Here is a 15,446-nt window from a genome sequence, read left to right on the forward strand (position 1 = left end):
TGAAGGTTTTCAGGCTGCCAAATACATGCTCAATTCCGATTCTTCTTTTATTGATTTCTTGATTATAGATTTTCAATTCAGGATCCAATTTACAGTGTCTTTTGGCTTTTAATGGCAACAGGCTATTCGGATACAAAGTATAAATCCCCTGATAGCCTTTATCTGCAAGGATAAAAGCCCCAAAAGGAATCTGGTTTAAATTGCGTTTGAACAACTCGAAATCATGCACTGCACCGCGACTGGTACATAAACTCAGAATTTGCTGAGTTTTGTAGTGAATCATGGCCTGTACTTTAAAGGTATGGGTCTTTTTCTTGCCGCTATAACTTTTCTTCTGTTTTTTTAGGCCTTTGGATTGGAATTTCCGTGGCATCCACGATCACAACATTCCAGTCGATGCCTTCGCCCTTGGGTAAATCTTTGGGTAAATTAAACAGATTGGACCGAATCAGGCAGTCTTCAACATGACGGATAATTCTTGAGGCTGTGGGCTCTGAAACCCCGTAACTCGTCGCAACGTGAAATAAGGTTCGGTATTCCCGCCAATAGCTCAGACAGAGCAGAACCTGATCCTCCAGGCTTAACTTGGGCGGTCTGCATTTGGCAGAGACATGCTTCTGCAATTGCTCAACCATCAAATAGAAAGTTGACCATGAGATGCCTGTGTATCGCTTGAACTGAGGATCAGAAAGCTTGTTTGAATCGATGTATTTCATCCGCAGATTATGCACGAATGCCAAGAAATCCGGAGTGCAAATATTAACCAAAAAGAAGGTCGTTTTTTGATTTATGAAAGAGATCTAATGGACAAATTATTCAAAGTTTAAATACCAATTCGGTTGTATTAAATCAAAATTCCGTAGTTAAAATTGGTGTCAAAATAGAGGATGTTGCCAATATTCTAAGAGAAGGAAATGCGGCAGTTATCACACTTAAAAACGGTAAAAAAATTGTTGTAGAAAATTATTTCGACCCCGCGGTGAATGAAAGTTTACTTGTTTTTGAAGGGAATAATGGTGAGCTGTACTGGGCAGAATTTACCGACAGTTCAGGTCAATTATTAGATGTAGTTAAATACAACCCGATTACTGAGGAAGCCCTTCTTGGAGGAGGGGCAACTGACTTACTACCTTGGATTGGTGGAGCATTAGCTGTTGGGGGAATTGCAGCTGCGGTAGGTGGATCGGGTGGTTCAAGTAGTTCAAAAGATTCTACACCAGTAAATCCAATGGAAAATGCTGAAAGGCTAGTATCTCAGGCTGAAGCTGAATATAACAATGCATTAGAAATACTAGAACAAGCACAACAAGATGGCCTGATTACCCCTGAAGAACAACAAGCAGTTCAGGATGCGATTAATACAGCGGAAGAAGCAAAACAAGTTGCCCAAGATGCAGTAAATACTCTACCAGCTGGTACTGATAAAGAAGGTCTACAAGATCGCCTGGATGACCTTGTCGATATCGTAGTTCCACCGGTGAATGATGCCAATGAAAATGGCATTGATGATGGAGATCTTGAAGCCGAAGCAGCTGCCGAATTGGTTGCAGCAGCAGAAGCAGCACGTGCTGAACAACAAGAGATCTTGGATGGTCTTACAGATGCAGATGACAATGGTCTTATTACACCAGAAGAATATGCACAGGCTGAAGAAAGATTAGAAGAACTGCAAGGAATTATAGATGTAGCGAAAGAACTTGCTCAAAACGCTGTCACAGGACTAGATGATTGTCCTGCAAAAGACACATTACAAGATCGTCTGGATGCGATTGAGGATCTTGTAATTCCAGCAGTCACTGACTTTGATGGTGATGGTGATGTCGATGCCGATGATGCCGCAATCCAGGCACAACTTGATGCAGCGACAACAGCAGTAGAAGACGCTGAGCAAGCGTATGATGATCTGGTTGCTGCCATTGACGCAGTTGGAGATGAAGTCAGCTCGGAAGAGCGTGCTGATTTATTAGCGCAATTAGAGGCTGCACAACAAGCGAAAGAAGATGCACAAGCCCTTGTGGATGCATTACCTGAAACGATCCAAGCAGAAAAAGATGCCTTGGATACACGTTTAGACGGCTTAATAGATCCAGAGATACCAGCTGTAAGCTTTGCTTATGATGACGACGTTAACTTGGATATGGGTAATGAGATTTCAATCACCGCTCCTGAGATTGTTGACCAAAATGTTCAAGTGATTAATTTACTTGAGTCGACTGGCGGAATAGATGCGGGAACAGAGGTAGTACTGTCAGGTTCAACCAATAGTCTCGCGATTTCGATTTCACAAACATCCTTACTTGCAGTAGCTGATGCTTATCGTGTTGATGTTTTAGATGAAGCTGGGAATATCGTGTATTCAGCAGTAACCCAAAACTCTCAATTAGTGGGTGATGTGGCAGGGCTGGGAATATTAGGTATTACAGGAGATGATACATTAACAACAACAATACCTGATTTGCCTGCAGGAACTTACCGTGTTGTAGTGAGTAATGATGCAAGTGCTTTAACGAATTTACTTGATACTGATGGTGGTGGTATTTCGTTACAGGAGCTTGGGGATGCAGGTGTATTGCTAGGTGCAGGTAACCAAGAAATTATTCTTGAAGCTGTTAATAATGCCTTAGGTGGTGGTGCGATTGCAGGTTTGGTAACAAATATTGTCTTACCACCAGTTCTTCAGTTAGTAAATGGATTACCTGCTGATGAGCTTGTTGGTGCATTAAACGAGAGTTTACTCAGCAATGCTAATGCTATTTCCTTACTTGGCTTTAGTGTGACAGGCTTACTCAATACTATTATTGATGCAACTGCAACTGCGCTGCTTTCCAATACCTTGACCTTATTGCAACAAACCACGATTACGACACAAGTAACTTCCACAACATTTGAAAATAATACTGTGGAGGATAATGTCTTGGCCAATGATGAGGGTGGTACTTTAGCAACGGTTACTCAAATCCAATTTGGAGTGGAAACACCTCAAAGTGTGAGTGCGGCTGGTACAACAATCAATGGAGAGTATGGTGTTTTAACCATTTATTCTAATGGGTCATATACTTATGTTGGGAACGGTGAATTTGCATCTATCGGACAATCAGAAGTATTTACTTATACAGTGTTAAATGCAGATGGAGTAACTACTGATACTGCAACTTTAACTATTAATATTTTGGATCGTTATGCCCCTGATGCACCTACAGTTAATCCAATAAATAATATTAATGATATTACAGGTACCGCAGAAGCTGGCTCAACAGTGATTATAACTGCTGAGGGTGGTAATGAAATCGGCAGGGCAGTAGCAGGGAGAGATGGTTTATGGTCAATCCCAAATCCGGGCTTAACAGATGGAACAATACTGAATGCCGTAACCATTGATCTGGCGGGTAATTCTTCTCAAACCGTAAGTACAAGCGTTGATGCCCAAGCTCCAATAGCGAATCTTGTGACAAATACAACAGGTGATAGTACACCAATTTTACAAGGGACAATTGACGATCCTACAGCAACAATTGTTGTGACTGTAGATGGCATTAATTATGCAGCAGTAAATAATGGTGATGGTACATGGACACTTGCCGATGGCCAGCTTCCAGAATTAGCTGATGGTAATTATAACGTTACTGTGCAAGCTATTGATGTCGCAGGTAATGAAAGTACAATTACAGAAAGTTTAGTGGTTGAGGCGGTTCTATTTGCCAATGATGATTTAAATAATGTGAATGTACTAGATAGCGTTTTGGAAGGTAACTTAAATGGCGTAAATGGTTATACATTTGGGTTGCTTAGTACCGATGTGCTATCGGGGGTAGTTGATGTAAATATAGCTACTAATGGCTTTAGATTTACAGTGAGTGGAGATACTACCCAAGATATTTCTATTGATGTAAGTGGGACTACTGGTGTTGATGTATCAATTGGTTCGGTAACTTATGCAAATCTTTTATTAATTAATATAGATACAGGTGAAATTGTTGCAACGGTACAAAATGGTTTAAAACTAGAACCATGGGTACTAACCACACGATTAGTAGCAAATAATGTAGAGTTTACTAATATTCCAGAAGGCAACTACACTATTGGTTTCTCTTCTACATCTGTTGATGGATTCCTCAATTCATTATTGGAAGGAGTTGTTGATCTCAATCTTCTCAGTGCAAGTAGAATCACTATTAATGATTCAACCCAATATTCGACAGCAGATGCTATAGGTAATGTATTAGCGGGTGGAACGGGTACGGATGTAGCAGATATCGGTGATGGTATGAGGGTGACAGAAGTCATTTCTGCTGAAACGACGTATGCCGTCAATACGCCAATCGCAAACATAGGAGAGACAGCAATTGCAGGCAGTTACGGTATTCTTTATATGCAAGCAGATGGGTCATACCGTTATGTAAGTAATGGTGATGCCAATGATGTAGCTAAAGTTGATACATTCACGTATACAGTAGCTGATGCAGCTGGTAATACCTCGCAAGCCTATCTTAATATCCGTACTGATGCAGAAGGTGCAACGATTATTTGGAATGAAAATGATCTTCAAGCTGATGGGGTGATTACTGTAAATGCACTTGATGATGAGACAACTGTATCAATTGCCCAAATTAATACAGTCAGTGAGCTGTTATCAAAAGTTGAAGTTGTAGGTGCTCAGGCTACCGGAACTAATGGACCTGTTACAGGAACGATTATTACTAATACAACTTGGACAAATACCTATACGCTCTCAGAAAGCTTTAATATCACAGAAAATACTGTAGCTAATGGAACATTAACTGTTACAGCTGAATTATTAGGTACGGTATTGAATAACTCTGTAACTGAGAATTGGGGGAGTGTTACTGCGACTTACACACTTACTGGTCAAAATGGTGAAGTGACATCGGGTATTTTAACTTTAACTGCGAATAACTCAGTGTCTGATGGTTATTATACAGCAAGCATTCCACTTAATGATTTAATTGCGGGTGATTATGTACTTAATGTTAATGTGGAAAATATAACCACTAATACAGGTGTGGGAGTAAGACCTGCAAATAATGGTGAGTTTACAGTTGATACAACACTTTCAGTGATTGAAACTTCGTTAAATGACTTTACAACTATAGAGGGTATATATAGTGAAGAGGGTAATTTACTGGAAGATGATATCGTTTCTAATATAGCGACTTTCACCATTCAACAAGGCGCAGAAATATATCGCTTTGAAAATGGGCATATTTACCAGAATGATGTTTTGCTGCAGAATCAGGATTCTGTAAATATTACTGGTACTTATGGCATATTAAATGTTGAAGCAAGTGGTAAATACACTTACACAACGCAAGATGGCAACAGTATTGGTCAAATAGAGAGCTTTACTTATACTGTAAATGACGTGGGCGGTTTATCTGATACTGCGAACCTGAATATTGGAATAGGCGCTTCAATTACAGGCAGCCGTTATGATGATAGTTATTCAAGCCATATAGGCGTAGCAGATACTGTTATTTATAATGTACTTGAAGGTGCAGAAAAAGATGCAACCGGCGGAAATGGTACAGATATCTGGACCGATTTCAGCTTGAATGAAGGTGATGCAATTGATGTGGGTGCATTGTTAACAGGTGCAAATGCAGAAAATATTAGTGAATATATTTCTGTGGAAGTAAATGACAACAACGCTACTGTGATATCGATTGATCGTGATGGTACTGGTACGCAGTTCCAAGACAAGGTTGAACTTATTACTCTTGAGGGTGTGAATACGAACTTGGAAGAGTTGCTTTCAAATGGTCATATCATTTACTAAAACTAAGATAATTATTTAGAAAATGACTAACACAAAGAGGCTTCTCGAAGCCTCTTTGTTCGTTTATACAGATAAAAAGATTTTTTGATCAATTTCAGAAAGATTAAGGGATTTGATCAGTAGTGAATAAATATCAAACTCTTATTGGCATGACCTGTTCATAAATAAGTTTTTAATTTACTTAAAAAATATAAATAAATTTCATTAAAAAATTTTGAATAATTATTAAGATTTTGATATTTATATAAATTTCATTTTTAAACTACTTAATAATATTTAATTTATATTAAAAACAAACAATTTATATAAAGAGGTGTAATATATTCTCCATATAAGTGTGATTAAGGCGACACATTTAATGTCTATCTCCCAATTATCCAAGGCTGTATATACATGCTTGGCTGCTTTGCTATTGGCAAATACTGGTACTCATGCTGCGGATGGACTTAGTACAGAAAATCCATGGATGTTAGGCGACTGGAATGGTCAGCGTACTCAACTTCAACAACAAGGTTATGATTTCAGTTTTGGTTATACCGGTGAAGTAGCAACACTCATTGATGCTAAAAACTCATCTGATCACGGTACTGAATACGCCGACCAATTTGCAATCGGGGCCCATCTGGATCTGGAAAAAATTGCAGGATGGAAAGATACCGAAGCACAAATTACGGTGACTCAGCGTAACGGTCGTAACTTATCCAATACTGCTGAAGCGCTTGATGGACACTTAAGCTCGATGCAGGAAGTATGGGGACGTGGTCAAACCTGGCGTTTAACTGACTTCTGGATCAAGAAAAAATTCCTGGATCAGAAACTGGATGTCAAAGTTGGTCGCTTTGGTGAAGGTGAAGACTTTAACAGTTTTGATTGCGATTTCCAGAACCTGGCATTGTGTGGTTCACAGGTAGGCAACTGGGTCGGTGACCAATGGTATAACTGGCCAGTATCACAGTGGGCAGCACGTGTGAAATACAACGTCACACCTGAAATCTTTACCCAAGTGGGCGTCTATGAATATAACCCTGAGAATCTGGAACGTGGTAAAGGCTTTAACCTGAGCACAGACGGCTCTAAAGGCGCGATCATTCCGGCAGAAGTGGTGTGGACACCAAAACTCGGTGAACGAAAACTTCCAGGGGAGTATCGTGCCGGGTATTATTACAGTACCGCAGATTCAAAAATTCTTGACGGTGTAACGCCTCAAGAGATCCAGACTAAAACAGACCATCATCAAGGTGGCTGGATTGTTGCCAAGCAACAATTGACGGCACAGCAAGACGATATATCTCGTGGTCTCAGCGCATTCGTAAATCTCACCCTTCATGATGCCAAAACTAATGAAAAGACTGATATGCAGAATATTGGTCTTGTGTATAAAGGCGCAATGGATGCTCGTCCAAAGGATGAAATTGCGTTTGGTATTGCCCGTATCCATATGAATCATGATGCATTGGGTGATCGTAGTGAAGAAATCGATGCGGAAATCTACTACGGATTGCATGCCACGAACTGGTTAACCATTCGACCTAACCTTCAGTATGTTCGCCATGTCGGTGCATACAGAAATGGTGAAAACGTTTGGGTAGGCGGTATCAAGTTTAATACCTCCTTTTAAAAAGAGTTTTTAGTTGCAAATACATAATTGAATCTCCCATGACTTTGAGGCATTGATAAACAGATGCCTCAGGTATGTATTTATAACTAAGAACTTAACAATATGGTGCTCATGCATTCGAATTGCATGAGCGAAAAGAAATCTTATAAAGGTGTTCAATATGAATACTTCATCTTCAGGTTCAGTACTGAAAACGATTATGGCAGTCATTGCTGTTATTTTCGGTCTGGTACTACTGATCGGAGGGATTTACCTGGCAGTACTTGGTGGGTCTTGGTACTACATCATTGCCGGTATTTTCTTTATTGCGACCGCAGTGTTATTACATAAACAGAAAAGTACAGCACTGATCGTATACGCCGTGCTGATTTTAGGCACAGTGGTATGGGGGCTATGGGAAGTTGGTTCTGACTTCTTCGCACTCGCACCTCGTTTAGACATTTTAGGTCTGTTCGGTTTAGCACTTCTCATTCCAGCAGTGACGCGTGGTTTTGGGGAGACGAAAGGTGCCAAGATTGCACTCACCAGTACTTTGGCAATTACCATTGCGGTAATGATCTATTCTGTGTTTAATGACCCGCAAGAAATTCGTGGTGAGTTAAAATCACAGCAGCCTGCAGTGCATCAGTCTATTCCAGGTATTGCTGACGAAGACTGGCCAGCCTATGGCCGTACTCAATCCGGCCTACGTTATTCTCCATTGAAACAGATTACTGCTGATAACGTAAAAGATCTGGAGTTAGCTTGGGAATTTCATACCGGTGATGTAAAAACGGATAAAGATTCTGGTGAAACTACGAATCAGGTAACCCCGATTAAAGTGGGTAATAACCTGTTTATGTGTACCACTCACCAGTACCTGATTGCACTTGATCCTGCGACGGGTAAGGAAAAATGGCGTTTTGATCCTAAGCTGAAAGCGGACAATACCTTCCAGCATTTAACTTGCCGTGGAGTGTCTTATTATGATGCCAATAACACTGCCGGTTTTGAAAGCAGTCTAGCTGCTCGTTCTACAACGTCTGCCGAATGTCCTCAGAAAGTAATCTTACCAGTGAATGACGGACGTTTGGTGGCGGTCAATGCAACTACTGGTAAGGTATGTTCCGACTTTGGTAATAACGGCGAAGTCGATCTGCAAAAAGACATGCCATTCCCATATCCAGGCGGTTATAACCCGACTTCACCTCCTGTGGTGACAGGTACAACCATTATCATCGCCGGTTCAACCACAGATAACTATTCAACTGAAGAACCTTCAGGTGTCATTCGTGGTTATGATGTAAATACTGGTGAATTGCTCTGGGTATTTGATACGGGTGCGGAAGATCCAAATGCGATTCCTGCTCCAGGGCAAAAGTTTGTACATAACTCACCAAATGCATGGGCACCTTTAGCTTATGATGCCAATCTGGATATTGTTTATGTACCTACAGGTGTCGGTACACCAGATATCTATGGTGGTCATCGTACTGAACTGGACGAGCGTTATGCCAATTCAATGCTGGCATTGAATGCCTCTACTGGTAAATTAGTCTGGAACTTCCAGACTACCCATCATGACCTATGGGATATGGACGTACCAGCTCAACCAACATTGACTGATATCAAAGATAAAAACGGTAATATGGTGCCAGCCATCTACGTGCTGACCAAGACTGGTAATGCCTTTGTATTAGACCGTCGTAATGGTGAAGCTATTATACCAATCACTGAGAAACCGGTGCCTCAATCTGTAAAACGTGGTCCACAAACTAAAGGTGAGTGGTATTCAAAAACTCAACCGTTCTCTGACTTCAACCTGGCTCCTCAAGATAAATTGACGGATAAGGACATGTGGGGTGCCACCATGTTTGATCAGTTAATGTGTCGTGTATCGTTCAAAAAACTGAACTATGACGGTATTTATACACCACCCTCTGAAAACGGGACGCTGGTCTTCCCGGGTAACCTGGGGGTATTCGAATGGGGCGGTATGTCTGTGAATCCAGACCGTCAAATTGCATTGACCAACCCAATTGGTTTGCCATTTGTATCTCGTCTGATTCCGCAAGATCCGAACCGTAAGCAGACTGCCAAAGGTGCAGGTACTGAAGCGGGGGTACAGCCAATGTATGGCGTGCCTTATGGTGTTGAAATCAGTGCCTTCCTCTCTCCATTCGGCTTACCATGTAAGCAACCTGCATGGGGTTATGTGGCTGGTGTTGATCTGACCAATCATGAAATCGCTTGGAAACGTCGTATCGGTACGATTCGTGACAGTATGCCGGGCATTCCATTGCCTCCATTTAAAATGGGTGTACCAATGTTAGGTGGTCCAATCTCGACTGCAGGTAATGTGATGTTTGTCGGTGCAACTCAAGACAATTACATCCGTGCGATCAATGTGACTAATGGTGATGAGCTGTGGAAAGGTCGTCTACCTGCAGGTGGTCAAGCGACGCCAATGACTTATGAAGCCAATGGTAAGCAGTATGTTGTGATTATGGCGGGTGGTCACGGTTCCTTCGGTACCAAAATGGGTGACTCTTTGGTTGCCTATGCACTACCTGACAATAAATAATGAAGTTTTATAGTTAAGTAAAAAAGCCTGATTCGTCAGGCTTTTTTATGCAAAATACAGGCTGTTATGACAATAAAGCTTGATTAGAAAATCATGAACCTTTAGCTCAGCTTTCCTGCAAGTATTCAGTTTGATCTTATGCAGATGCTGAGTCTTTAAAATTAATAAGACACTTTTAAAACGTTTGAACTCCCATGGCATGAGTGAATGCCAGATATCAGGAATATTAGCTATGCACCTTCATACCACGCGGTTGCCGATGAAATCGACTTTATCCTGTCTGATTGCTTGTATCAGTCAAGGAATTTATGCGGAAGAACCGGTTACAGAGGTACAGCGACTGGCTCCCATTGTGGTTGAAGCAACCCGTACTGACCGTACATTGCTAAACACCCCGGCTTCAGCTTATTACCTGAGTCAGAGTCAGCAAAATAGCCTGAATGTAAATCTCTCTGAAACCTTAAAAGGTGTACCGGGCTTACAACTGAATAATCGTGAAAACTATGCCCAAGATCTGCAAATTTCCATGCGAGGCTTTGGTGCCCGCTCAACATTTGGTGTGCGTGGTGTGCGTTTATATGTCGATGGTATTCCTGCAACTATGCCGGATGGGCAAGGACAGACCTCAAATATTGATCTAAACAGCTTAGATCATATTGAGGTACTGAGCGGCCCATTTTCATCCTTATATGGGAACTCATCAGGCGGAACCATTCTGACGACGAGCCGTGAAGGGCAGGGACTTGATTCACTGACCTTAGGATATTCGGGTGGCAGTCAAAATAAAGGCCAAACCAATCTGGTGCTGCAAGGCGGTGCGGACAATGCTTCTGAGCCAAGTTATGTTATCAGTTCATCCTATTTTGATACGGACGGCTACCGTGACCACAGCAGTGCGCATAAAGTCCTGAATAATGCCAAGCTGACCTGGGAGCTGGACGATGGTTCTAAAATTAACTGGATCAACAACTATGTTAAAATTTCTGCCGATGATCCGGGTGGTTTAAACCGTGAGCAATGGCAAGCCGATCCTAAACAGGTTGCAAATAATGTGCTGCTATATAACGCCCGAAAAGAGATTGAACAGCTTCAAACTGGTTTAACCTGGAATAAGCCAATCAATGATCAGTATGAACTGTATGGTATGGCCTATTGGGGACAGCGTGCAGTTACACAATATCAGTCGATTCCAAGTACAGCACAAGGCGCTCCTAATCATGCCGGTGGCGTGATTGACTTCGACCGTAATTTTTATGGTGCTGATTTGCGTTGGACAGGGCGAGAGATTCTGCCAAATACCAAACTGATTGCTGGTGTCGCCGTAGATGCCATGACCGAAGAGCGGAAAGGCTATCAAAATTTTGTAGGTAATACTTTAGGTGTTAAAGGTGAATTACGTCGTAATGAAGACAATACCTTATGGAATGCAGACCCTTATTTACAGATATCTTATAACTTTGTGCCAGACTGGACTTTAGACGCAGGCTTGCGTTATAGCAATGTGCATTTTAAATCTGATGATCATTACTTAAGTAATGGCGATAATTCAGGTAAAACCACTTATGAGAAATTGCTGCCTTCAGCCGCGCTAAGCTGGCAGATTCTACCCGAATTGATGGCCTATACCAGCTATGCCCAAGGCTTTGAAACACCAACTTTTACAGAAATGGCCTATCCAGCGGATAACAGTAATAACAGCTTGAGCTTAAATGCGGCAGAAAGTGAAACTTATGAAATTGGCTTAAAGGCTGCTAATCGCTTCGGTGACTTTACTGCAGCCGCTTTCCAGACCCAGACTGAAAATGACATTGTGTCTGCAGGCAATGATAATGGTCGTTCTACTTTCCGTAATGCAGATAAAACCTTAAGAAAAGGGCTAGAACTTTCCTGGAGTAAAGACCTCTGGCGTGATCTCACTGCTCAAGCCAGTTATAGCTATATAGATGCAACTTTTGATGCAGATATTCCTGCAATTCTTAATGATGAAGGAGAGATTGTAGTATCTAGAGTGGCATCCGGTAACTACATTCCGGGTATTGCTAAAAATCAGGCTTTTCTTGGTTTAGGCTGGAAACCTGAAAATGGCTTAAATGCGGGTTTAGATGTACGTTATTCAGACCGTATTTATGTCAACGACATTAATTCACAGTATGCGCCAAGCTATACTGTTGCTGGTGCCAATGTCGGTTATCACTGGAATATGAAAGACTGGTCTGTCAAAACTTTTGCGCGTGTAGATAATTTGTTTGATAAAGACTATTCAGGTTCGGTGATTGTCAATGAAAGCAATGGCCGTTTCTATGAGCCGGCAGAAGGGCGAAACTGGAGTGCCGGATTGAGTATAACCAAAGCGTTTTAATTAAAATAATTTGTGGCTGCTCAATTTTCAAAATAAAAAATCCCGCTTCCTGAGCGGGATTTTTTTATATTTAAGCTTTGACCAGTTGATCAGAGGATTTGAGATAAAACTAAATCGTTTTCTGATTCACTCGTTTTGATAATTCCTCGGCACTTTCCACCCGTTCAGAATATCGATCGGTGAGATAAGCAGACTGACCGCGAGTGAGCAGGGTGAACTTGTAGAGTTCTTCCATCACATCCACAATGCGGTTGTAATAAGGTGATGCTTTCATGCGCCCATCTTCCTCAAACTCAAGGAAAGCTTTGGGTACAGAAGACTGATTTGGAATGGTGATCATCCGCATCCAGCGTCCTAAACCACGCAACTGATTCACTGCATTAAAGGATTGTGAACCACCACAAACCTGCATCACGGCCAGTGTCTTGCCTTGCGTGGCACGAATTGCACCGGCTGCCAGAGGAATCCAGTCAATCTGGGCTTTTAAAATCGAACTCATCGAACCATGACGTTCCGGTGAACACCAGACCATGCCTTCTGACCAGGCCAAAAGCTCATGCAGTTCTTTTACCTTAGGGTGACTCGTATCTGCATCCTCCGGTAAGGGTAATCCTTTGGGATGGAAGATTCTAACTTCGGCGCCAAAATATTCCAGTATCCGGCCAGCTTCCTGAACGGCGAGGCGACTGTAGGACCGTTCACGGTTTGAACCATATAGCAGCAGAATACGGGGTGGATGATCCAGTACTTTAGCCTGAACTTTGTCCAGTGTTGGTGTTTCTAGCAGATTCACATTGATATTCGGGAGATCCATCGGGTTATGCCTCTTTAAACACTTTTTTTCTCAGCGATAATGAAACGCTGACCAGCGCAATCAGAACTGGAACTTCAACCAGAGGGCCAATCACGGTGGTAAATGCCACAGGGGATGCGAGACCGAAAGTGGCAATCGCAACTGCCAGCGCCAGTTCAAAATTATTACCGGCAGCGGTAAAAGAAATAGCCGCAGTTTTAGGATAATCATTGCCCATCCATTTGCTCATAAACAAGCTGATAAAGAACATCACCACGAAATAAATGGTCAAGGGAATGGCAATTCTGAGTACATCCAGTGGCAGGCTAACCACATCACCACCTTTAAGGCTAAACATGGCAACAATGGTAAACAACAGAGCCAGCAGGCTGAGCGGACTGATTTTTGGAATAAACTGCGTTTGATACCATGCCAGACCTTTTTGCTTGACCAGAATCAAACGCGTCAAAAAGCCCAGCAAAAATGGAATACCCAGATAAACCAGAACCGCGTGGGTAATCGTCCAGAAGCTGACATCAATCACCTGTGCTTCAACACCAAAATAAGGCGGCAAGAAAGTCAAGAATAGCCAGGCATAGCTACTGAAAAACAGGATCTGGAAAATACTGTTAAATGCCACCAGTCCGGCCACATACTGATTATCGCCGCACGCCAGACCATTCCAGACTAAGACCATGGCAATACAACGCGCCAAGCCGATCAAAATAACACCCGTCATATATTCAGGATAGGATTGTAGGAAAATCAGCGCCAATGCAAACATCAGGCAGGGTGCAATCAGCCAGTTTTGAAGCAGAGACAGGGTGAGCGTGCGTTTATCCTTAAATACCTGCGGCAAGGTGGCATAGTCCACTTTGGCAAGTGGCGGATACATCATGATAATCAGACCGATGGCAATCGGAATATTGACCGAATCAATACTTATCCGGTCTAAAGCAATCGACGCCTGAGGAAAGAAAACCCCAATCCCGATCCCCAGCAGCATGGCGATAAAAATCCAGAGGGTCAGATTTTTATCTAAAAATGACATTTTTGAAGCAGACATGATATTGGACTCAGGATACTTCGCAAGGTGTTGAAATAGTAGATTTTAGTTTTTGAATTTCCGGATCTTGTGCGATGACTGTTAATACTTCATTTGCCCAGACCGGCAAATCCGGATTTAAACGGTAATAAACCCATTGCCCTTGGCGTTGATCCAGCAAGATACCCAGATTTCTCAATAAAGCCAGATGACGGGAAATTTTGGGCTGGCTCAGATTTAATTGTTCTGTGAATTCACAAACACAGACATTCTGTTTGGCCATGATCAGCTTTAAAATATCTAAACGTGTTGAATCGGCAAGACATTTAAAAAAATCGGTCTGATGCATCGCGATATCCTGATATATTTGCTATTGCGAATATACGGATATCCATATATAAAAGCAAGATTGTTTATGTACTGAGAAAAGTTATGTCGCAAAAAATCAAGATTTATCATAATCCCGAATGTGGAACCTCCCGAAATACTTTGGCCTTGATCCGTAATACCGGTGAGGAACCACAGGTGATTGAATATCTGAAAAAACCACCGTCCAAAGAAGAACTGATTCAGTTAATCCAAGATGCGGGTCTGTCGGTACGTGAAGCGATTCGTAAAAATGTGAAGCCGTATGAAGAACTCAATTTGGAAAGCAGTGATTGGACAGATCATCAACTGATTGATTTTATGCTGCAACACCCGATTTTGATTAATCGTCCATTTGTGGTGACTGAACTTGGTGTGAAATTGTGCCGACCATCAGAAGTTGTTTTAGATATTCTTTCCGCTCCGCAGCGCGCAGCTTTTAGCAAGGAAGACGGGGAAATGATCATTGATGAAGCAGGGAAGAGATTGAAATAAATCGCGGGATTTAAAGTCGATCGCTCAGATCACAAAAAAGCCACCGCAAGGGTGGCTTTTTATTTAAAGCTAAAATGACAGATATCGGATTATTTTAAGCTAAACCGTCATGCGACACATAAGTTGTCATTAGCATAATAATCAAATCAGTGTCTTAATTCTTCAAACGAACCATAATGTCATTATACTGCGACTCAACCGATGTCATTATGAGTGTAAGACGACTCAACCTGTGTCATTTGTCTAAATGAGCTTTTAGTAGGTGTTTTAGATGTCTTTAATTTGTTAACTTAGTGTTGAATCCAGAGTTCAAAGTATTGAGGATTAGTTAGCCGCACTAGAGCATTTTTTATTCTTGGAAGATAATCCTACTATCCATAGTAATAAATTGTTTTATTTAGTATTATTCTAAA

Annotated in this window: 10 protein-coding genes and 1 pseudogene; 6 read left to right on the plus strand and 5 right to left on the minus strand. The window is 41.7% G+C overall.

What is annotated here, in order from left to right:
* Both ACS72_RS12825 and ACS72_RS17615 read right to left on the minus strand, forming a co-directional pair.
* Positions 1 to 373, minus strand: a 373-nt coding sequence (locus ACS72_RS12825; RefSeq protein ID WP_048882340.1) for a transposase family protein, incomplete at its 3' end; no start/stop codon positions are given.
* Complete coding sequence (locus ACS72_RS17615; protein WP_081405837.1) at positions 321 to 716, minus strand: transposase family protein; 396 nt, start codon at positions 714 to 716, stop codon at positions 321 to 323. The genes ACS72_RS12825 and ACS72_RS17615, both read right to left, overlap by 53 nt.
* A 98-nt stretch (positions 717 to 814) precedes the next feature.
* On the opposite strand from ACS72_RS17615, the pseudogene ACS72_RS19700 reads away from it, so the two are divergent.
* From ACS72_RS19700 to ACS72_RS12845, 5 genes and pseudogenes are all read left to right on the plus strand, one after another.
* A pseudogene (locus ACS72_RS19700) lies at positions 815 to 913 on the plus strand (hypothetical protein); the annotation flags it as partial.
* A gap of 66 nt (positions 914 to 979) precedes the next feature.
* Complete coding sequence (locus tag ACS72_RS12830; RefSeq protein WP_048882341.1) at positions 980 to 5,794, plus strand: BapA/Bap/LapF family large adhesin; 4,815 nt, start codon at positions 980 to 982, stop codon at positions 5,792 to 5,794.
* 358 nt (positions 5,795 to 6,152) lie between these two features.
* Positions 6,153 to 7,412, plus strand: coding sequence for a carbohydrate porin (locus ACS72_RS12835; RefSeq protein ID WP_008305435.1), 1,260 nt, complete (start codon positions 6,153 to 6,155; stop codon positions 7,410 to 7,412).
* 160 nt (positions 7,413 to 7,572) lie between these two features.
* On the plus strand, positions 7,573 to 9,975 hold the full coding sequence (locus ACS72_RS12840; protein ID WP_048882342.1) for a glucose/quinate/shikimate family membrane-bound PQQ-dependent dehydrogenase: 2,403 nt from the start codon (positions 7,573 to 7,575) through the stop codon (positions 9,973 to 9,975).
* Positions 9,976 to 10,207: 232 nt separating this feature from the next.
* Positions 10,208 to 12,334, plus strand: a complete 2,127-nt coding sequence (locus tag ACS72_RS12845) for a TonB-dependent receptor (RefSeq protein ID WP_048882343.1) — start codon at positions 10,208 to 10,210, stop codon at positions 12,332 to 12,334.
* Positions 12,335 to 12,443: 109 nt separating this feature from the next.
* Here the strand turns inward: ACS72_RS12845 and arsH are convergent, their stop codons facing one another.
* From arsH to ACS72_RS12860, 3 genes are read right to left on the minus strand one after another with little or no spacing between them, the layout of a single operon-like run.
* Positions 12,444 to 13,148, minus strand: a complete 705-nt coding sequence (gene arsH, locus ACS72_RS12850; RefSeq protein WP_008305442.1) for an arsenical resistance protein ArsH — start codon at positions 13,146 to 13,148, stop codon at positions 12,444 to 12,446.
* A 4-nt stretch (positions 13,149 to 13,152) separates the two neighbouring features.
* Positions 13,153 to 14,193 (minus strand): ACR3 family arsenite efflux transporter, encoded by a 1,041-nt coding sequence (gene arsB / locus ACS72_RS12855; protein ID WP_008305444.1) that lies wholly within the window; start codon positions 14,191 to 14,193, stop codon positions 13,153 to 13,155.
* 10 nt (positions 14,194 to 14,203) lie between these two features.
* On the minus strand, positions 14,204 to 14,521 hold the full coding sequence (locus ACS72_RS12860; protein WP_008305446.1) for a metalloregulator ArsR/SmtB family transcription factor: 318 nt from the start codon (positions 14,519 to 14,521) through the stop codon (positions 14,204 to 14,206).
* An 83-nt stretch (positions 14,522 to 14,604) separates the two neighbouring features.
* Between ACS72_RS12860 and arsC the strand changes: the two genes are divergently transcribed.
* On the plus strand, positions 14,605 to 15,033 hold the full coding sequence (gene arsC, locus ACS72_RS12865) for an arsenate reductase (glutaredoxin) (RefSeq protein ID WP_008305449.1): 429 nt from the start codon (positions 14,605 to 14,607) through the stop codon (positions 15,031 to 15,033).
* Positions 15,034 to 15,446 lie beyond the last annotated feature (413 nt).

Origin of the sequence: Acinetobacter sp. VT 511, from assembly GCF_001077515.1 — a bacterium.
GTDB lineage: Bacteria > Pseudomonadota > Gammaproteobacteria > Pseudomonadales > Moraxellaceae > Acinetobacter > Acinetobacter schindleri.